Origin of the sequence: Curtobacterium sp. L1-20 (assembly GCF_048755855.1) — a bacterium.
Taxonomy (GTDB): Bacteria; Actinomycetota; Actinomycetes; order Actinomycetales; family Microbacteriaceae; genus Curtobacterium.
In genome coordinates this window covers 2,861,975-2,880,111 of the sequence record NZ_CP151473.1, presented here as the reverse complement: position 1 = coordinate 2,880,111, position 18,137 = coordinate 2,861,975, and the positions used below count along the sequence as shown (strand labels likewise).

Annotated in this window: 21 protein-coding genes; 15 read left to right on the top strand and 6 right to left on the bottom strand. The window is 69.7% G+C overall.

The genetic code is table 11. The annotated features are described in order from the left end of the window. Positions 1-14: 14 nt before the first annotated feature. On the top strand, positions 15-1,397 hold the full coding sequence (locus AAEP86_RS15010; RefSeq protein ID WP_420368100.1) for a flavin monoamine oxidase family protein: 1,383 nt from the start codon (positions 15-17) through the stop codon (positions 1,395-1,397). Between the two features lie 78 nt (positions 1,398-1,475). Beyond that, positions 1,476-2,627, top strand: a complete 1,152-nt coding sequence (locus AAEP86_RS15005) for an AI-2E family transporter (RefSeq protein WP_420368099.1) — start codon at positions 1,476-1,478, stop codon at positions 2,625-2,627. A 35-nt stretch (positions 2,628-2,662) separates the two neighbouring features. Here the strand turns inward: AAEP86_RS15005 and AAEP86_RS15000 are convergent, their stop codons facing one another. Then, complete coding sequence (locus AAEP86_RS15000) at positions 2,663-3,259, bottom strand: DUF1345 domain-containing protein (RefSeq protein ID WP_420368098.1); 597 nt, start codon at positions 3,257-3,259, stop codon at positions 2,663-2,665. 303 nt (positions 3,260-3,562) lie between these two features. On the opposite strand from AAEP86_RS15000, the gene AAEP86_RS14995 reads away from it, so the two are divergent. Continuing rightward, entirely contained in the window at positions 3,563-4,450 is an 888-nt protein-coding gene (locus AAEP86_RS14995) for an ABC transporter permease (RefSeq protein WP_420368097.1), read from the top strand. A 122-nt stretch (positions 4,451-4,572) separates the two neighbouring features. Here the strand turns inward: AAEP86_RS14995 and AAEP86_RS14990 are convergent, their stop codons facing one another. Continuing rightward, positions 4,573-4,731, bottom strand: coding sequence for a hypothetical protein (locus tag AAEP86_RS14990; protein WP_420368096.1), 159 nt, complete (start codon positions 4,729-4,731; stop codon positions 4,573-4,575). Positions 4,732-4,868: 137 nt separating this feature from the next. Between AAEP86_RS14990 and AAEP86_RS14985 the strand changes: the two genes are divergently transcribed. Continuing rightward, a complete protein-coding gene (locus tag AAEP86_RS14985; RefSeq protein WP_420368095.1) occupies positions 4,869-5,201 on the top strand; it encodes a hypothetical protein in 333 nt (110 codons plus the stop codon). Between the two features lie 222 nt (positions 5,202-5,423). Here the strand turns inward: AAEP86_RS14985 and AAEP86_RS14980 are convergent, their stop codons facing one another. Beyond that, positions 5,424-5,735, bottom strand: coding sequence for a hypothetical protein (locus AAEP86_RS14980; protein ID WP_420368094.1), 312 nt, complete (start codon positions 5,733-5,735; stop codon positions 5,424-5,426). 145 nt (positions 5,736-5,880) lie between these two features. Between AAEP86_RS14980 and AAEP86_RS14975 the strand changes: the two genes are divergently transcribed. The 3 genes from AAEP86_RS14975 to AAEP86_RS14965 all read left to right on the top strand — a co-directional run bounded on the left by AAEP86_RS14975 (position 5,881) and on the right by AAEP86_RS14965 (position 8,855). After that, positions 5,881-6,402, top strand: a complete 522-nt coding sequence (locus AAEP86_RS14975; RefSeq protein WP_420368093.1) for a MarR family winged helix-turn-helix transcriptional regulator — start codon at positions 5,881-5,883, stop codon at positions 6,400-6,402. Positions 6,403-6,719: 317 nt separating this feature from the next. Next, complete coding sequence (locus AAEP86_RS14970) at positions 6,720-7,802, top strand: helix-turn-helix transcriptional regulator (protein ID WP_420368092.1); 1,083 nt, start codon at positions 6,720-6,722, stop codon at positions 7,800-7,802. An 855-nt stretch (positions 7,803-8,657) separates the two neighbouring features. Then, positions 8,658-8,855, top strand: a complete 198-nt coding sequence (locus AAEP86_RS14965) for a hypothetical protein (protein WP_420368091.1) — start codon at positions 8,658-8,660, stop codon at positions 8,853-8,855. A gap of 49 nt (positions 8,856-8,904) precedes the next feature. Here the strand turns inward: AAEP86_RS14965 and AAEP86_RS14960 are convergent, their stop codons facing one another. Then, positions 8,905-9,573: an IMPACT family protein gene (locus AAEP86_RS14960; protein ID WP_420368090.1), complete on the bottom strand. Its 669-nt coding sequence runs from the start codon at positions 9,571-9,573 to the stop codon at positions 8,905-8,907. Between the two features lie 81 nt (positions 9,574-9,654). Here AAEP86_RS14960 and AAEP86_RS14955 point away from each other — a divergent pair, with 81 nt between their 5' ends. From AAEP86_RS14955 to AAEP86_RS14925, 7 genes are all read left to right on the top strand, one after another. After that, positions 9,655-10,095 carry a hypothetical protein gene (locus AAEP86_RS14955; protein WP_420368089.1) on the top strand — a complete coding sequence of 147 codons (441 nt, stop codon included), beginning with the start codon at positions 9,655-9,657 and terminating at the stop codon, positions 10,093-10,095. After that, positions 10,092-10,559 (top strand): hypothetical protein, encoded by a 468-nt coding sequence (locus tag AAEP86_RS14950; RefSeq protein ID WP_420368088.1) that lies wholly within the window; start codon positions 10,092-10,094, stop codon positions 10,557-10,559. The genes AAEP86_RS14955 and AAEP86_RS14950 overlap by 4 nt, the downstream gene beginning before the upstream one ends. Next, a complete protein-coding gene (locus AAEP86_RS14945; RefSeq protein WP_420368087.1) occupies positions 10,556-11,482 on the top strand; it encodes a hypothetical protein in 927 nt (308 codons plus the stop codon). Before AAEP86_RS14950 ends, AAEP86_RS14945 begins: the two co-directional genes overlap by 4 nt. A 234-nt stretch (positions 11,483-11,716) precedes the next feature. Then, entirely contained in the window at positions 11,717-11,929 is a 213-nt protein-coding gene (locus AAEP86_RS14940; protein WP_420368086.1) for an SCO4848 family membrane protein, read from the top strand. Between the two features lie 141 nt (positions 11,930-12,070). Beyond that, a complete protein-coding gene (locus tag AAEP86_RS14935) occupies positions 12,071-12,748 on the top strand; it encodes a response regulator transcription factor (RefSeq protein WP_420368085.1) in 678 nt (225 codons plus the stop codon). 148 nt (positions 12,749-12,896) lie between these two features. Further along, positions 12,897-14,168 (top strand): sensor histidine kinase, encoded by a 1,272-nt coding sequence (locus tag AAEP86_RS14930; protein WP_420368084.1) that lies wholly within the window; start codon positions 12,897-12,899, stop codon positions 14,166-14,168. A gap of 48 nt (positions 14,169-14,216) precedes the next feature. Next, positions 14,217-14,870: a PepSY domain-containing protein gene (locus tag AAEP86_RS14925; protein ID WP_420368083.1), complete on the top strand. Its 654-nt coding sequence runs from the start codon at positions 14,217-14,219 to the stop codon at positions 14,868-14,870. A gap of 14 nt (positions 14,871-14,884) precedes the next feature. On the opposite strand, the gene AAEP86_RS14920 is transcribed toward AAEP86_RS14925, so the two are convergent. Both AAEP86_RS14920 and AAEP86_RS14915 read right to left on the bottom strand, forming a co-directional pair. Then, a complete protein-coding gene (locus AAEP86_RS14920; protein ID WP_420368082.1) occupies positions 14,885-15,190 on the bottom strand; it encodes a hypothetical protein in 306 nt (101 codons plus the stop codon). 89 nt (positions 15,191-15,279) lie between these two features. Beyond that, complete coding sequence (locus AAEP86_RS14915) at positions 15,280-16,830, bottom strand: amino acid permease (protein WP_420368081.1); 1,551 nt, start codon at positions 16,828-16,830, stop codon at positions 15,280-15,282. 91 nt (positions 16,831-16,921) lie between these two features. On the opposite strand from AAEP86_RS14915, the gene AAEP86_RS14910 reads away from it, so the two are divergent. After that, on the top strand, positions 16,922-18,100 hold the full coding sequence (locus AAEP86_RS14910; protein WP_420368080.1) for a mechanosensitive ion channel family protein: 1,179 nt from the start codon (positions 16,922-16,924) through the stop codon (positions 18,098-18,100). The last annotated feature ends 37 nt before the right edge of the window (positions 18,101-18,137 follow it).

Genomic DNA, 18,137 nt, shown 5'->3' with positions numbered 1-18,137 from the left:
AACGGAGAACACCCATGACCACCGTTGCCCGATCCGTCGACGTCGTGATCGTCGGCGCTGGCCTCGCCGGCCTGTCCGCCGCTGACCAACTCACCCACGACGGCTACAAGGTCCTCGTCCTCGAGGGCCGCGACCGCGTCGGCGGCCGCATCCACACCACCTCCGTCGCCGGGGTCCCCGTCGACGCCGGCGCGACCTGGGTCGCACCGGACCACACGGCCATGCACGAGCTCATCGACCGGCTCGGCGGCCTCACCGTCCCGCAGTTCCACGACGGCAAGGGGCTGATCTCCTTCCGAGGTCGCCGACGGGCCGAAAGCGCGCTGGCGCTTGCCCCATGGGTGGTCCTCGACCTCACCCGGATCATGGGAGCGCTGCAGAAGATCGTCGACCAGCTGCCGACCGAGGACGCCCACACGCACCCGCGCGCAGCGGAGTACGACGCGCTCTCGCTCGGTGCATGGCTGACGCGGAAGCGCGCACTGCAGGACACCCGGAAGTTCATTGACATGATCAGCAAGGTGCACTGGGGTGCCCCTGCCGGCGACATCTCCCTGTTCAACGCGTTGCGATACATCAAGACCCTCGGCGGCCTCGAGCACATGATGGCCGTCGAGGGCGGAGATCAACAGGACCGCATCTTCGGCACCGTGCACACCCTCGTCGCCCGGTTCGCTGACACGCTCAGCCCCCGCGTCATCGTGAACGCACCCGTGCACCGGATCACGACGCACGGCGACACGGTCACCGTCGACGCCGAGGGCGTGACCGTCGACGCTCGCTACGTCATCGTCGCCACCGCACCGACCCACCGGGCAGCGATCACGTTCGAGCCGGCCCTGCCCGAACAGCACCGCGGCCTGTCACGCACCTGGCGGCTCGGCGCACTCAGCAAAGCGTTCGTCGCGTACGACCGTCCGTTCTGGCGCGACCGGGGACTCTCCGGCGAGGGTGTCTCCGACGATGACACCGTGTTCCTCACCTTCGACGTTAGCCCCGGCGCGGACGGCCCCGGCATCCTCATGGTGTTCTGCGACCCTCGCGGCTTCGACGCGTACGACCGCGACGAACGATCCAAGCGGGTCCTCGCACACCTGGTGCACCTGTACGGGGCCGAAGCGCTGAAACTGATCGACTACCAGGACTTCTCCTGGGGCAACGACACCTTCGCCCCGGGAGGCCCCAACCCCGCCGTCGCACCGAAGGCATGGACCACGTTCGGACGATTCCTCCGCGAACCGGTGGGACGCGTGCACTGGGCCGGCACCGAGACCGCCGATGAGACCTCCGGAACCATGAACGGCGCCATCCTCTCCGGCCACCGAGCCGCCACCGACGTCGCGCAGCTACTGGCCGCCACCACGCAGCCGGCAACCCCCACCCCGTCAGCACGCTGACCCACGCGATGGCGGGTGCAGGCCCAACTCGGCCTGCACCCGCATCCCGCCATCGACCACTGAACAGAGAAACCGGCCATGAACACCACCCCTCGGACCGCTGAGCCGCGCACGACGCTGCCGACACCGGTCAGCCTCGCCGCCGCATGGTCGAAGGCGTTCCTCCTCATCGCGATCGCCGTTGCAGTGATCCTCGTCGTCGTCGTGCAACTCAGGATCATCGTCATCCCGGTCCTGGTCGCACTGATCCTGGCAGCGCTCCTGGTGCCGTTCTCCGAGTGGCTGCAGCGACACCGGTGGCCGAAGTGGGCAGCGGTCACCGTCAGCGAAGTCGGCGTCATCGGCGTCTCCGGCGGCCTCGCAGCGCTGGTCATCTGGCAGCTGCGAGCAGGTCTCCCAGCCCTCCGCACCGCGATCGTGCACCAACTCGACCAGGTATCCGCATGGCTGCACGAGCCACCCATCTCCCTCACCGACGCGGACATCACCGGCGCGCTGACCAGCGCCGTCAACGCCCTTCAGGACAACGCGCAATCCCTGATCACAGGCGCCCTGAACGCCGGAAGCGTCATCGGGACTCTGCTTGCCGGCGCACTGCTGGTCCTGTTCACCACACTGTTCGTCCTCATCGACGGCCGCGGCATCTTCGCGTGGACTGTTCGCCTCTTCCCCCGACGGGCACGCGAAGCAGCGCGCGGTGCCGGTCGCGCCGGCTGGGCAACGCTCACCGCATTCGCCCGCGTCCAGATCCTCGTCGCCCTCGTCGACGCGATCGGCATCGGCGTCGGCGCCTTCATCATCGGTCTGTTCTTCGACGGGTTCCCGTTCCTGGTACCGATCGTCATCGCCGTGTTCCTCGGCTCATTCGTCCCCATCATCGGCGCGATCGCCAGCGGCGTCCTCGCCGTCGTCGTCGCGCTGGTGTTCCTCGGACCCGTGCCCGCCGTGATCATGCTCGCCGTCGTCCTCATCGTGCAGCAGGTCGAAGGTCACGTCCTCCAGCCGTTGATCATGGGCGCCGCCGTCAACGTCCACCCCCTCGCCGTCGTCCTCGCCGTCGCCGCTGGCGGGTTCCTCGCAGGCATCCCCGGAACCCTGTTCGCCGTGCCGCTCGTCGCCGTCGCCAACTCCATCGCACACCACCTCGCTCGAGCTCCGTGGCGCCCCAGAGCATCCGAGGTCCGCCCAGAAGACCTGACATCGTCGCTGTCCCGACCGCCTGCAATGTGAGCGCACTTGACCTTCAGCAGTCGTGCCGGGTGCGGTCAGTTCCGGATGACCTGCTGCAACACCTGGAACGCGACCGCGACGACGAGCGCGTTGTAGAAGAAGCTCAAGATGCTGTGCAGCATCACCACCCTTCGGACACCAAGGCTCTCGACCTGCGCGTCCGAGGTCGCGAACGCGGTCCCGATAGTGAACGAAAAGTAGAGGTAGTCGATCAGTGCGGGTGTGCGCTTCCCCGGGAAGCGCACACCACGGCGCCGACCACCACCGTCAGCCGCCCAGTAGGTGTGTGCGAACCCGACCTGCAGCAACGTCCACGACAGCACGACACCGATCGATGCCGTGACGGCGAACGGCAGTGCGCCGCCGCCACCGTCTGCCTGAGCTACCAGCGCCACGACTGCCGAGTAGGCACCGGTCGCGCTCGCGACCAACGGCAACAGCCATGACCACCGCTTGAACTCCTGGAGTGCGCTCTTGCTCTCATCCGTACGGCGCCCGGACCACACCGCTAACAGACCACCGAGCAAGTACGCCAGTGTGACGGCCTCCCACAGCACCAGCGTCCAGAACTGCCCAACGAATAGATATGCGACGCTGCTGAGCAAAATGGCCGTCTCCGTCGCGGCGACCAAAAACCGCCGCCCCCCACGGCTGTGTGGGCTGCGATGCGGTGCTCTGGTGCAAGTGGCCCTCCCGTCCGACACCTGCGCGCGCGTCCATCAGACGACCGCCGCTTGGACAAGCATCCCCGAACCGTCAGGGGAAACTCTGATGAAGGACCAGGCCCAGCTCCATCAAGCAGCGAACTAGGCCACCGATGCGAACACTGAGCCTTCGGCAAGGTCATCGCACCAACATCCAGAAGGAACCGCTCCATGCTTCCTACCGTGGTCGAACACCTGTGAATGAGGAGCCCGTTGGTCAACCACGCGCGCATGGCAGAACTCGCCAAGGAGCCGCTCATCGTCGTCGGGGCACGGAGCAGCGCCTTCAGGGGGACCTGGCGAGAACTTCGCGCCATCCTCCGACAGCGCGAGATGCTCGGGATGCTCATCCGCCGCGACCTCAAAGCGCGGTACAAGGACTCAGCACTCGGCTTCGTGTGGACGCTGGTGCGGCCACTGACTCAACTGCTCATCTACTACTTCGTGATGGGGACGATCCTCGGTTCAGCACGCTCGATCGACAACTTCGCCATCTACGTCTTCACCGGGCTGACCGCCTACACGCTCTTCAGCGAAGTCGTCGCCGGCGCAACCGGCTCCATCGTGGGCAACAGCGGGCTGATCAAGAAGGTGTACGTGCCACGCGAAGTGTTCCCGCTCGCAAGCATCGGCGCAGCGCTGGTGAACTTCCTGATCCAGTTCACGATCCTGATCGCGGCGACAGTCACCCTACGGGCGTTCCCCTGGCACGAGGGGTTGATCTTCCTCGTTCCCTCACTGCTCGTGATCCTCGTCTACAGCGCAGCGATCGGGCTCGTGCTCGCTGCGCTCAATGTCTATCTCCGAGACGTGCAGTTCATCATCGACGTCGGACTGATGGTTCTCCTCTGGGCATCCCCGATTGTGTACTCGTACTCGATGGTGCTGCAGCGTCTGAAGGTCGACTGGCTCCTGGCCGTTTACACGAACAACCCCCTCACGCTCTCGATCCTCGGACTGCAACGAGCGATCTGGGCTCACGGCGCAGCCACAGAGCCCGCTTGGCCTGCGGAACACCTCGTCAGGCTCTGCATTGCTCTCCTCGTCGGTACCGTGCTCCTCATCGCAGCACAGCGAGTGTTCTCACGACTCCAGGGCAACTTCGCCCAGGCACTCTGAGCTCATCAATCCGGGATGCAACGTCCGGTTCCCCATCGGCTAACGAGACGTTGAACTCGCCCCGGTGCAGACACAGCAAAGAGGCACGCCCCTAGGGGGCGTGCCTCTTCTTGCCCGCTCGACTAGGAGCGGTTTGCCGCGCGCTGGGCGCGGCGCTCGCGTGCCTCAGCGTCCTGTCGCAGCTGTGTGGGGCTCTTCTTCGAGGAGCCCCACACGGCGGTTCCGATGAGGGCGAACGTGACGATGAGCACGATCGGGATGAAGCCCGGGATCAGCAGCATGTGTTCTCCTCGCGGATATCGGTGAAGCTGAGACGATCCTACGCTTCGGCTAATGAGACGCCGCAGGTGCACCGATGAGGGCCTAACTCGTGAGTCGCTGAGTGCGTGTGCACGGGGTTGGTCGTTGGTTGGTGGGTATGAAGTACATCCACTACAACGGGCAGCCGACGATGGTCGCGGATGATGTCGCGGATGCAGTGATCGAGTACGCCGCTGTCCTCGGTTCGAACGACAAGACCGACACGGTCGATGTCCCCACGTTCGATGAGGCTGGGCAGCCCTCGATCGAGACGGTGCTGATCGGGCCGGCGAGTCAGATCACGTTGAGTCCGGCGCCGGAGGACGAACTCGAGTTCCAGAGCGATCATGAGGACTTCGTCCGGCACCTGCGGGATCTTGCTGCCGCAGCGGGGCCGGCGCGGCCGGTGCACGAGGACCGGAACCTCGACGCGAGCAGCCCGACACGGTAGGGCCCGGCGTCGGTTAGCGTTCAGGTCTACTGGAGTGGGCGCGGACGCTGCGGGCGGTGCGTTGGTCCTCGTCGCTGATCCTGCGGCAGGCGACACAAGCAGGTGTGGGCCGCTCCGATGAATCGGAACGGCCCACAGTCACTCAGGTGCCAGTTGAGGGTGCGCGAGCGTCTGCTCGCGGGCACGCCATCGGCCAGCGCCGGGGCGTTTGGTGCGCTGAGCTCAGTTCGAGCGCCCGTTGACGTTGTGGCGGTCGTCGTCGTTCCAGTCGGGCTTGCGCACGCCGGCCTTCGCGATCCCGCGGCTGACGACGTAGGCGGCCGTCACGATCGCGACGTACAACCAGGCCTGATCGGCGCCGAAGCCGGTGTGGCCCTCGTCGGCGTTGTCGACGACGGCCGACGCGATGAGGATCGCGATCGACACGACCAGCCAGGCGTAGAACTCGGTGGTCTTGAGCGCGGACTTGGTCTCGTTCCAGGTGGCACGGACGACTGAGTCGTGTCGTGCGGGGCTTCCTGCCGTGTTCGACATGGTGACTCCTTCTGATCTCCGCCACCGAAGATCGGTGGCGTCGTGACCGCAACAGTTGTCTTACCTGGCTGACTACTTACTCAGTTTGAGTTCTCAGGTGGTCGGGGGAGCATGGGTTTGTCCACCATGCGACCGACGGGATGAGATGACCTCCGACAACCAGGGTCCTGGGACGGCTGACCTGTTCGAGCACCAGCCGCGCACTGCCGCTGGTGCAGCGGCCATCTTGAGTCTGGAAGCACTTAGCGACAGCGTCCATGACGCGGACGAGCAGGCACTGCGCGCGCTGGGGATGCTGCCCGTTGATGCCCTTGCACTGCGGCATCTGGTGCTCGCACGCCGTGACGGACGAGCGGTGAAGCCGACGCAACTCGCCCGGATCCTGCACCTATCGACTGCGGGGATCACAAAGCTCATCGACCGACTCGTGCGGGATGGTCGGGCCGAGCGCCAGCCCAACCCGGTGGACCGGCGCAGCGTCATCGTGACTGCCGCCGGTACCGCGGAGCAGGACTTAGCGCGCGCCTACGGCCACGTCCGTGCTCCGCTGATCGAGACCATCGATGCACTCAGCGAGGATGAGGTGACGGCGGTACAACGATTCGCATCCCTCCTCGCGGATGCCCTTCGACAGGACGCTGCGCCCATCAGCGCGTCCGACGGCTAGCCCCGCCACGAACTCACCTGTAGTAGGGCCTCCCACCGAGCACGCTCCTTCGCGGAGGACGAGACCACGGCTGACCCAGCACAGAATGCAACTGGCACAAGCGCTCGGCCGGATCGCAGCGTGCGAGGGCGGCTCGTGCTCGCACTTGCGCGGAGAGGACGTTTTTCTGCGGGTACGGCCGTCACGGGTAGCGTTGAATCGCCGGGTCACAACGCGGTCGCGTCGTCATGATGGTTTTCGCCGCCTGCGAAGCACTGACGCAGCGAGGCGGCCCAGCATTGATGAGGCGGCGATGCCTCGCGGAAGGCAGTCCGAAGATGACCGTGCAGCCTCTTTCCGCCCAGGACGGCATCACGTCGATCGGTGGGGTTCGCCGAACCAACGGCCCCGAGCGCCTTCGGTCATCGGCGCCGGTAGCTCCGGCGCGCGCCTCCGGCGACCAGGCGGCTGCCTCCGGCGCCGCACTGAGCCCCATCGTCGCCGTCGCGGGTACGGACACTGGTACCGCGATCCGCGACCTCGCTGGGATGTACGCCGGGCGCGCCTGGTACTCCTCGCACGTCGACACCGACTACTGGTACAAGTACGTCGCCGTGGGCGACGATCAGCTCAGCATCCGCCGCTCGCAGATGCACGGATACCTCCGGGGGGACGTCGCCGTGGAGGGCGAGGTCGTCGTGCAGTGGCTCGACGCGGGCCAAGGACGTGTCGACATCGAACGTGACGAAGTCCGCATGCAGCCGGGCGTCCCGACCTTGTTCCCCGTCGAACAGCGCTTCGAGATCGAGTACGAGGACTGGGACCAGCGGATCGTGCACCTGAACCGGGACCTCGTCCTCGACGTCGCCGCGGAGCAGTACCTCGTCGACGGCACCATCGCGTTCGATCGGTTCACCGTGCCGACGCCCGAGGCGATCACGCAGTGGCGGCGTTCGGTCACATCCGCGATGCACGCCCTCCGATCCGGAGGAGCATCGTCGCTGGTGTGGCACGAAGCGCAACGTGACATCGTCCGATCGCTCCTGGCCCTGTACCGGTTCCAGGCCGAGCCGTTGCCGACCACCTTCTCGAAGTGGAACCGCTCCCGCCTGCGCGAAGCCGTGGACTTCATCCACGCCCACGCGGCGGAACCGTTGACTGTCGCGGACATCGCTCGCGCTGCTGGCTTCAGTGTCCGCGGGCTGCAGGAAGCGTTCCAACGCGAACTGGACCGCACCCCGATGGCGTACGTGCGGGAGGTGCGCCTCCGGCGAACGCACGCCGAACTCGTCCGAGCTGATCGCGAAGAGGCTTCCGTGGCGGAGATCGCATCGCGGTGGGGGTTCACCCACATGGGCCGCTTCTCGCGCGAGTACGTCAACCGGTTCGGGGAGTACCCGAAGCGCACCCTCCGACGCTGACCAAGACCGCGCGACAAAGACGAGTGAAGCGACGCTTCCCCACCCGATGTCGCGCTCACTCGCGTTCGGTCAGATCCTGCAGTGGCCCTCTGCACCTCTCCGTTGATCGCGCAACGCGCCATCGGGAAGCGGTTTCAGGTGGGGTCGGAGCGTGGTTGAGCAGGGTGCGGCAGGTCGCTCTGGTGGCGATGATGATCCGTGACACGAAGGACGGTGACGCATGCGTGCAGCGGGCATTGGCTGGGCGACGGACGAGGCGCGCGCTCACCCTGCGGGACGACCGGTAGCGGATCGGCTTCCGGACATGGCTACATCGCAGCGAACGGGGTCAGATGCTGCACCTGAGGTCGCTGCACCGCGAAGTCCCGCCTGCTCGCGCTGGTTGCCGTCAGCCTCCGTCTCACATGGGTGGTCCGCAATCCGTCGCAGTGGAGGCACGTCATACGGACGCGTCGCGAGAGTCCACCGGTGTTCATTCCGCGGAGAGCATCGGGGTTGGTGAGGCACTCCGCGCCGAGCCACACCACGTTGTGCGGGAAGGACAAGCTTTCCGCCCGCCGAGAAGACCCAGCCGCTGCTTCCACCTGACCGTCGTGCTGCATCGAAGCGACTCCTTCGTCGCGCGTGCGGTCCTTCGCGATCCCGGAGTCGATCTCGTCTGCAGGCACGCGATCGTGGGACCGTCGGGGGCGTCCGGGCTCCAGCCGGAAGTGCGCTCCGGTGTCGATGGACGGAGCGTCCGGGTCTGGTACCGTCGCCGACAACGAGTCGGGGGCCTCGTCACCGCGGTGCCTCGACCGTCGTCGGTCTACGCCGTGGGCCGTCCGGACCATCGGTAGGAAGAGGGGATCTCCCGTGCGGAACACCACCACCAACCAGATCATCGTGCTCGTCTGCGCCGTCGTCAGCATCGTCCTCGGGGTCGTCGGACCGGTGCTCTCGAGCGGGACCGTCGCGACCTGGATCCCGTTCGGGATCGGCGTCCTCCTGTTCGGCCAGTGGGCGCTCATGCGTCGGTCCGGCGCACGGGACACCGACCGCGCGGCGCGCTGACCGCCCGCCACCGCAGGCGGGACACCGACCGCGCGACCTGCCGACCGCGTCAGCCCGCTCGGTCCGCCGGGACGTCCACGACCCGCTGCTCGCCGACGACGGGGTCGAGCGCCCCGTTCGACGTCGCAGCGAGGTCCGCCCGCAGCGGCGCGATCGCCGTCTCCGGCACCCAGAGCTCGAACGTGGCCGCTGCGCCGTACGCGGGGTCGCCGAGGGTCGCACCGTGGTGCCGCACCCATTCGCGCAGCACGTTGTCGACGCGGCCCGCGTCCGCGTGGGGCACGTCCACCGTCACCCGGGTGAGCGCGTGCCGCTGGACGACCGCGGCTCGGTCGAGTGCTTCGGACACCGAGGTCGAGTAGGCGCGGACGAGGCCCCCGGCGCCGAGCTTCACCCCGCCGAAGTACCGGGTCACGACCGCGACCACGTCGGTCAGTCCGCGGCGACGGAGCACCTCGAGCATCGGGACGCCGGCGGTGCCCGAGGGCTCGCCGTCGTCCGACGACCGCGCCTGGTCGCCGAGGACCCCGGTCACCATCGCGGTGCAGTTGTGCCGGGCGTCCCACCGGCGGCGGCGGACCTCGGCGATGACCCGCTCGGCGTCTGCCACGCCGGCGTCCGGCGAGACCGGGGCGACGGTCGTGATGAACCGCGACCGGGTGATGACGATCTCGTGCTCGACGGGTGCCGCGATCGTCGACGGGTAGGCGGCTGGCACGCTCCCGAGGGTAGCCGCGGTGCCGGGTGGGCCGGCGCGCTAGCATGTCCTGCACGTGCGACCGGGGAGGAGTGCATCGACATGGCGACAGCTGATCCGAAGGGCGGGGCCCTCGACGCCGCGGAGCTCGCACGTCGCCTCAACCTCCTGCTCGACTTCGAGGAGGCGCAGCGCGGGTCGCCGGTGCCGTTCGCCGCGATCGAGGAGTACGTGGCCGAGCAGGGTGGCTCGTTGTCGCGGGCGAAGTGGACCTACATGCTCTCCGGCGACGGTCGGCGCAACCGCGACTCGGGGCTGCTCTGCCTGCTGGCGGGCTTCTTCCAGGTGGACGAGCGGTTCCTGCTCGAGGACAGCGAGGTCCCGGAGCGCATCGGCGCGCAGCTCGCACTGGTCCGCTCGCTCCGCTCGGCCCGGGTGAGCGGGTTCGCCGCACGGACGTTCCCCGGCGAGCTGTCCCCGGCGGCGCTCCGTCGCATCGCCGAGGTGCTCGAGGAGGAGTCCGAGCGGGGGACCGTCGCGTGAGCGGGGCCGACTCGTTCGTCGACGACTTCTGGGCGCGTGGCGTCGCGGAGGGTTGGTCGGACGTCGACCAGGCCGTGTCGGCCGCCGCTGCGGTGGTGGGGAAGCCGATCGTGGTGCGCGAGGAGGAGTTCCTCGTGTCCGAGCCGGTGTGCGGATTCGTCGCCACCCTCGACCGGCAGCACCTGGTGATGATCTCGCCGACGCCGTCGCGGACCTTCCGGTCCTTCGTGATCGGTCACGAGCTGGGCCACATCCTGCACCGCCACCAGGACCACGCGCCGCAGGCGGCGTACATCCGCGACGTGATCCCGGACCTGCCCGAGTACAAGGTGGAGCGGGCACTGGCGCGCGGACTGTTCTCGAACGAGTACGAGCACGAGGCCGAGGTCTTCGCCGACCGTCTCGCCGGGCTCATCCGTGGCCACCGGGATCGTCCGACCACGTTCCGCGGGGTCTTCGGGTGATCGTCTCCGTCGTGCAGGCGCTGCTCCTCGTCGCCGGCACGATCACGCTCCTCGTGCTGCAGCGTCGGCAGGACCGGACCCTCGCGGTCACGTTCCTGCTCTTCGCGGCGACGATCGTCACGAACGTCGATCCGCTCTACCGCTGGCTCGACCCGCTCGTCGGCGGCTTCAACCTGGTCACGGTCGTCAGCGACTGCCTGATGGTCGCCGGCACGAGCACCCTGCTCTGGGGCGTCGCGAAGGCCGTCGGCGCGGACCGGCGGTGGCTCCGGAACGCGATCGTCGTGGCGTTCGTCGTGGTCGGGGTCGTCGTCATCGTCGCGTTCACGGTGCTCGACAAGCCGCCGACGACCACCACGTTCATGCTCGACGCCGGGCAGCACCCGGCGGCGGTCGTGTACTCGATCGCCCAGACGGTCTACCTGGGGGTCGCGCTCGGGGCGACGGGGACCATCTGCGTGCTCCACCTGCGCGAGGCCCGCACCACGACCGACCTCGTCGGCCTGGGGGTCCTCGTCCTCGGCGGCGTGCTCGGTGTGGTGCGGATGGTGGTCGTCGTCGTGATGGACCTCGCCCACGTCCTCGGGTCCCCGGCCACGACGCGTGCGCTGTCGCTGCCGTACGACGTGACCACCCCGGGCGCGGTGATCTGCGTCTCCTCGGGCATGCTCCTCCTCGTGATCGGCCACCAGGTGTCGCGTCGCCGCCGTTCCCGTCGGGTCGAGCGGGCACTCCACCGGCTCACGCCGCTCCACGAGCGGGTCGGCACGGACAACGACTACCCGTCCTCCGACGACCCCGCCACCCGACTCAGCCGGGTCATCGTGGAGATCAACGACGGCGCGCGTCGGTCGCGCCGGACGCTCAGCGACGCCGAGCGCGCGGCGCTGACCGAGGCGGAGTCCGCCCTCGAGTCCGTGTAGTCAGCAACGGGACACCGATCCCACTGGATGGCTCGACTCTGCCGTCGGTGCCGTGTAGGGTCTGTAGCAGGTGCTACACACGTGTGGCCGCCGGGGTGGGACTCGGCCGCGTTGGGGGCGGCCGAGCACCACCACCCTTCCTCGGCCCGAGCGGACCCGCCCGGACCTCGCGCTCCGCCTCGGAACCCCGCCGCCGAGCCGCGACCGACCGTCGGCTCGTCCTAGGATCGTCAGGTGACCGTCTTCGCAGCCCTCGTCCTCTTCATCGGCGCCGTCTTCAACGTCGTCACGTGGCCTCGCTTCTTCCAGCGGGTCGCGAAGGACGCCCGCGCCCGCGACGCGGCCGGCAAGCCGACCACGTTCTACACCGTGCACCTCGTCCTGCTCCTCATCGCCCTGCTGATCGCGGTCGCCTCGGTGGTCGCTGGGATCCTGCTCCTGGTCTGACCGCCCTGCGCGGGCGCGACCCCACACCGGCCTGGAGGCGCGGGACGGGCCCGCACTGCGCCTCCCGGACCCGACGCGGTCGCGTCGGACCCGCCGGTGCGCTTCAGGCGCGGTTCAGCGCGACCCGCCAGGATCGGACGCATGCGCGTGCTGGTGGTCGACGACGAGGTCCGGCTCGCCGACGGCGTGCGCCGCGGCCTCGAGGCGGAGGGCTGGGCGGTCGACGTCGCCCACGACGGCGTCGACGGGCTGTGGCACGCGCGCGAGTTCGCCTACGACGCCATCGTGCTCGACCTGATGATGCCCGGCCTCAGCGGATGGGCGGTGTGCGCCCGGCTCCGTGCAGAGGGGGACTGGACGCCCGTCCTCATGCTGACGGCGAAGGACGGTGAGTGGGACCAGGTCGAGGCCCTCGACGCCGGGGCCGACGACTACGTCACGAAGCCCTTCTCGCACCCGGTGCTCGTCGCCCGCCTCCGGGCGCTGGTCCGTCGGGGTGCCCGGGAACGACCAGCGGTCCTGACGATCGGCGACCTCGTCGTCGACCCGGCCGCCCGGACCGTGACCCGTGGCGGCACCGTGGTCGACCTGACCAGCCGGGAGTTCGCGGTCCTCGAGTTCCTCGCCCGACGGCCGGGCGAGGTCTGCTCGAAGCGCGACGTGATCGCCGGCGTCTGGGACGTCGACTTCGAGGGCGACCCCAACATCGTGGAGGTCTACGTCGGACACCTGCGGCGGAAGCTCGACCGTCCGTTCGGGCGGAACGCGCTGGAGACCGTCCGCGGTGCCGGCTACCGGTTGGCGGCGGACGGTGGCTGACCGGGCCGGGGCCGACGGGGCCGTTGCTGACCGGGTCGGGGCCGGCCGGGTGGGGGCACGGTCACGACCGCCCGAGCGCTCTGCACCGACCACACGCGGCCGGCCGCGACGGCTCCGCTCCGTGCGCGCCCGCACGACACTCGGCGCCGTGGCCGTCGTGCTCGTCGCGCTCCTCGTCGGTGCAGCGGCGTTCGTCGCCGTGTTCCGGCTCGTGCTCCTCGACGGGGTGCGGACCTCGGCCGAGGCCGGACTCGAGCAGGCGTCGTCCCGCGTCGAGGCGGAGGGCGCCGCCGCCGTGCGGGGGTACGAGGACGTGTTGGTGCAGGTGGTCGACGGAGGCGGTGCGGTCCTCGCGCACGGCGACGACGCCGACCCGCCGGCGCTCCCGACGGCCGAGGAGTCGCGGTGGACCCACGACGGCGAGCGGTGGCTCCTCGTGGCGGACGAGGTCGACCTGCCCGGCGGCGGCGAGGCGACACTCGTGTACGGCGTCTCGCTCGACCAGTCCGACACCGCGCTCCGTGCCGCGGTCGGGCTGCTCGCGGTCGGCGTCCCCCTGGTCGTCCTGGTGATGGGCGTCGTCACCTGGGCCGTCACCGGGCGTGCGCTCCGCCCCGTCGAGCGGATGCGGTCCGAGGTCGACACGATCCGGGCAGCGCGCCCCGACGCCCGCGTCGAGGTGCCGGACACCGGCGACGAGATCGCCCGACTGGGGGCGACCATGAACGCCATGCTCGAGCGGCTCGACCGGTCGGCGGCGGGACAGCGGCGGTTCGTGTCCGACGCGTCGCACGAGCTCCGGTCACCGATCGCCACGATCCGCCAGCACGCGGAGGTCGCCGCGGCGCACCCGGAACGCGCCGACGTGGGGGAGCTGTCCGACGTGGTGCGGTCCGAGGCACTCCGTCTGCAGGAGCTCGTGTCGGCCCTGCTCGAGCTGTCGCGCCTCGACGAGGGCGGCGTCGGGGTCCCGCAGCCGGTGGACCTCGACGACGTGGTCCTCGACGCGGTCGGGCGGGCGCGGGTCCGTGCGGCCGACCGGGTCGCCGTGGACGGGACGGGCATCGGCCCGGCCCGTGTGCTCGGCAACGAACGGGTGCTGGCCGGCGTCGTCCGGAACCTCGTCGACAACGCCGTGCGGCACGCCGCCGGCCGGGTCCGGGTCGCCCTCGTCGCCGCCGACGGGCAGGCCGAGCTCACCGTGGACGACGACGGGGCGGGGGTGCCGCCGGGGGAGCGCGAGCGGGTGTTCGAACGCTTCGTCCGGCTCGACGAGGCCCGCAGCCGTGACGCCGGCGGGGCGGGCCTCGGCCTCGCCATCGTGCACGACGCCGTCCGGGCGCACGGCGGCTCCGTGCAGGTCTCCGACGCGCCCGTCGGCGGCGCACGATTCGTGGTGCGCATCCCGCTCGGCGGCTGACCAGCACGCTTCAGGTCTGCTTCAGCACCCGGTCGGCAGCCTTGCAGCATGAACGCACGCAGCAACCACCCCGCCCGCCCCACCAGCCGGACCGCCCGCCGCGTCGCCGGGTTGGCCGCCCTGCCGCTCGTGGCGTCGCTGGCCCTCGTCGGGTGCAGCGCCGACGACTCCGACACGGCGAGCACCGGCAACGGCTCCGGCTCGGGCGCCGCCAGCGGTGCCGCCACCACGGGCGGTGCCTCCGGCAGCAGCGCCGACACCGGGTCGAACGACGCCCTGCTCGCCGCCGCCGCGACCGCGCGGAAGGCCGTCGACGCGAGCACGGTCGTGTCGGTCGAACGGGAGCAGGACGGCTCCGCGCACGAGGTCCTCGTGGTGACGGCGGACGGCGCCGAGCACGAGGTGCGGACGAACGCGGAGGGCTCGGCGGTCGACGGCTCGCCCCGCACCGACCGCACGGACGCCGACGACACGGCCGAGAACACCCGCTTCATCGACGCGGCCGACCTGGACGTCAGCGACGCCGTGGCCGCGTTCGAGGACCTGCACGCCGGCACGATCACGGAGCTGGGGCTCGACGACCACCTCGGGAAGGTCGTCTGGGAGGGCGACGTCCGTGACGCGTCCGGGACGAAGCACAGCGTCCGGATCGACGCCGGCTCAGGGGACGTCGTCACCGACGAGGTCGACTCCGACGACTGAGGACGGCCCCGGCGTCAGGAGTCCGCGGGCAGCGGTGCTCCGAGCACACGACGGAGCGCGAGCTCGGCGACCTTCTCGTCCGAGGTGTCGAGCAGCACGCGGTACGTCTCGGAGGCCGTGACGAACTCGGCGCAGACGGCGTCGAAGTCGCACGGGCAGAGTCGCCACCCGCGGACCTGGTCCATCGGCACTGCCGTCAGGCCCTCCCGCTCGTAGCTCGTCTCCGCGGTCACCCGGTCGTCGAAGACCCGGACCCGGCCGAACGTTCCGCGCCAGGTCAACTGGAGGTCGAGCGTGGGAGAAGCAGAGAGGTCCGGCACCCGCCGATCGTACCGACGGGTGCCGGACCCGCGTCCGCTCCGGAGCGGACGTGTCGGGAAGCGGACAGGTCCGCGCGCGGTGGACCGGATCAGGCCGTGCCGCTGTCCTCGCCGTCGTGCGGTCCGCGACGCACCTGGTTCGCCGGGTCGCGTCCGGTGATCGGGTACGGCCCGGTGACGCCGGACCGGAGCGAGGCGATGCGGAGGATGCGGTCACGCTGCAGGAACCAGCCGACGACCAGCAGCGGGATGATGACGACGAGCGACGCGATGGTCAGCGTGCCGACGGGCCAGTCGATCGCCATCAGCACCAGCACGGTCACCAGGAACGCCAGCGTCAGCCAGGACGTCACCGGCGCCCCGGGGAGCTTGAAGGTCGGTTCCTTCGCGAGTCCCTGCTTGGCCCACTGCCGCAGGCGCATCTGGCAGAGGATGATCGTGCCCCACGCCGTGATGATCCCGAGGCTCGCGATGTTCAACGCGATCTCGAACGCCTGCGCCGGCACGAAGAGGTTGAGGAAGACACCGACGAGCGTGAAGGCCGAGGTCAGCAGGATGCCGGCGAACGGGACGCCGCCTTTCGTCATCTTCGTGGTCCACTTCGGCGCCGAGCCGTTCATGCCCATCGAGTGCAGCGCGCGGCCGGTCGAGTACAGACCGGCGTTGAGCGACGACAGGGCGGCGGTCAGCACCACGAAGTTCATGATCGAGCCGACGACCTGACCCACCTGCGGGTTCCCGATCGACGAGAAGAAGGTCACGAACGGGCTGACGCCGTCCTTGTAGGAGGTGTACGGCAGCAGCAGGGACAGCAGCACGACCGACCCGACGTAGAAGACCGCGATGCGGAACACGACGGAGTTGATCGCGCGGGGGATGACCTTCTCGGTGTCCTGCGTCTCGCCGGACGCGGTGCCGACGAGCTCGATGGCGGCGTAGGCGAACACGACGCCCTGCACGACGAGCACCGCGGGCAGCAACCCGGACGGCAGGAGGCCGCCGTTGTCCGACCAGATCGAGAACCCGGTGCGGACGGTCTCGCCGCCGGTCTCCACGGGGAACGCGAACACGAGCCAGACCAGGGCGACGACGAGGAACGCGACGAGCGCCGCGACCTTGATGATCGCGAACCAGAACTCCAGCTCGCCGAAGACCTTCACGGCGACGAGGTTCGCGGCGAGCACGACCAGGAGCGCAGCGAGGGCGAGTGCCCACTGCGGCACGGCGCGGGGGCCGGCCCAGTAGTGCAGGTAGAGCGCGACCGCGGTGGTGTCCACGATCGAGGTCATCGCCCAGTTGAGGAAGTACATCCAGCCGGCCGCGTACGCGAACTTCTCGCCGAAGAACTCGCGGGCGTAGGAGATGAACGACCCCGACGACGGACGGTGCAGCACGAGCTCGCCGAGCGCGCGGAGGATGAAGAACGCGAACACGCCGGCGATCAGGTAGACGACGGCGAGCGCCGGTCCAGCCGTGTGCAGCCGACCACCGGCGCCGAGGAAGAGCCCCGTCCCGATCGCGCCGCCGATGGCGATCATCTGCAGTTGCCGGGGCTTCAGCCCGTGCTGGTAGCCCTCCTGTTCGTGCGAGAAGTCGTTCGCGGGCGCACGGTCCACCCCGGTGTCGTTCTGCGCTGTCATGCGCGACACGCTACTAGGGGATCGGGCCCGACGCGGCACCGCGCGGCACGGTCGTCCGACACCACCCACCGTGACTTGGTTGCATGGAGGGATGGACATCCTCCTCCGACTCCTCGTGGCGATCGGCTTCGCGCTCCTCGTCACCGCCGTCGCCGCCCTCGTCCTGCACCTGGTCTTCCGCACCCTGGCGCGGCGGGAACGCTGGGCCGCGGTGCTCTCCCGGCGGACGAAGCACCCGACGCGCACGATGCTCCTCGTCGCGCTGCTCTGGGCCGCGTTCGCGTCGAGCATCCCGCACGACCTGCGTGCCTACCCGTGGCGGGACGAGGTCTCGCACGCGTTCCTCGTGATCGCCATCGGCGTCGGCACCTGGCTCGCCTGCGAGATCGCGGTGTTCCTCGAGAGCCTCGGCCTGCACCGGTACCGGGTCGACGTGCCGGACAACCGGGTGGCCCGACGCATCCGCACGCAGGTCCTCGTCCTCCGCCGGCTCACCGTCGCGGTCCTGGTGATCATCGGCCTCGGCGCCATCCTGCTGACGTTCCCCGGCGTCGAGGCGGCCGGCGCGAGCGTCCTCGCCTCGGCCGGGCTCATCTCCGTGATCGCCGGCCTCGCCGCGCAGTCGACCCTCGGCAACGTGTTCGCGGGCATGCAGCTCGCGTTCTCCGGATCGATCCGCGTCGACGACGTCGTCGTGGTCGAGCAGCAGTGGGGGCGCATCGAGGAGATCACCCTGACCTACGTCGTCGTGCACCTGTGGGACGACCGCCGGTTCGTGCTCCCGTCGACGTACTTCACGAGCACCCCCTTCGAGAACTGGACGCGCACGAACAGCGAGCTGCTCGGTGCCGTCGAGTTCGACCTGGACTGGCGGGTGAACCCGAGCGAGATGCGGGCCGAGCTGGACCGCATCCTCGCGACGTCCACCATCTGGGACGGCCGGACCAAGGTGCTGCAGGTGACCGACGCCGTCGGCGGCCTGGTGCGGGTGCGCATCCTGGTCACCGCCCCGGACGCTGGGTCGCTCTTCGACCTGCGCTGCTACGTCCGCGAGGAGATGGTGGAGTGGGTGCAGCGCGAGCACCCGGCGGCCCTGCCTCGGCAGCGCATCCAGGTCGCCCAGGGCGACGAGACCGTGGCCCAGCGGCGTGCCCGCACGGACGAGCAGGACACCGCGCTCTTCCGCGAGGGCGACGAGCGGGCGGCGCTCTTCACCGGTCCGCTCCAGACCTCCGGGATCCGCGCCGACGAGGTCCCACCGGAACGCTGACGACCGGGCCACGGACGGACGGGAGGCGCGGTGCCCG

Excerpts from the sequence above, each read along its gene's own strand:
- AAEP86_RS15010 (WP_420368100.1), top strand. The coding sequence starts at position 15 with ATGACCACCGTTGCCCGATCCGTCGACGTCGTGATCGTCGGCGCTGGC.
- AAEP86_RS15005 (WP_420368099.1), top strand. The coding sequence starts at position 1,476 with ATGAACACCACCCCTCGGACCGCTGAGCCGCGCACGACGCTGCCGACA.
- AAEP86_RS14995 (WP_420368097.1), top strand. The coding sequence starts at position 3,563 with ATGGCAGAACTCGCCAAGGAGCCGCTCATCGTCGTCGGGGCACGGAGC.
- AAEP86_RS14990 (WP_420368096.1), bottom strand. The coding sequence starts at position 4,731 with ATGCTGCTGATCCCGGGCTTCATCCCGATCGTGCTCATCGTCACGTTC.
- AAEP86_RS14985 (WP_420368095.1), top strand. The coding sequence starts at position 4,869 with ATGAAGTACATCCACTACAACGGGCAGCCGACGATGGTCGCGGATGAT.
- AAEP86_RS14980 (WP_420368094.1), bottom strand. The coding sequence starts at position 5,735 with ATGTCGAACACGGCAGGAAGCCCCGCACGACACGACTCAGTCGTCCGT.
- AAEP86_RS14975 (WP_420368093.1), top strand. The coding sequence starts at position 5,881 with ATGACCTCCGACAACCAGGGTCCTGGGACGGCTGACCTGTTCGAGCAC.
- AAEP86_RS14970 (WP_420368092.1), top strand. The coding sequence starts at position 6,720 with ATGACCGTGCAGCCTCTTTCCGCCCAGGACGGCATCACGTCGATCGGT.
- AAEP86_RS14955 (WP_420368089.1), top strand. The coding sequence starts at position 9,655 with ATGGCGACAGCTGATCCGAAGGGCGGGGCCCTCGACGCCGCGGAGCTC.
- AAEP86_RS14935 (WP_420368085.1), top strand. The coding sequence starts at position 12,071 with ATGCGCGTGCTGGTGGTCGACGACGAGGTCCGGCTCGCCGACGGCGTG.
- AAEP86_RS14925 (WP_420368083.1), top strand. The coding sequence starts at position 14,217 with ATGAACGCACGCAGCAACCACCCCGCCCGCCCCACCAGCCGGACCGCC.
- AAEP86_RS14915 (WP_420368081.1), bottom strand. The coding sequence starts at position 16,830 with ATGACAGCGCAGAACGACACCGGGGTGGACCGTGCGCCCGCGAACGAC.
- AAEP86_RS14910 (WP_420368080.1), top strand. The coding sequence starts at position 16,922 with ATGGACATCCTCCTCCGACTCCTCGTGGCGATCGGCTTCGCGCTCCTC.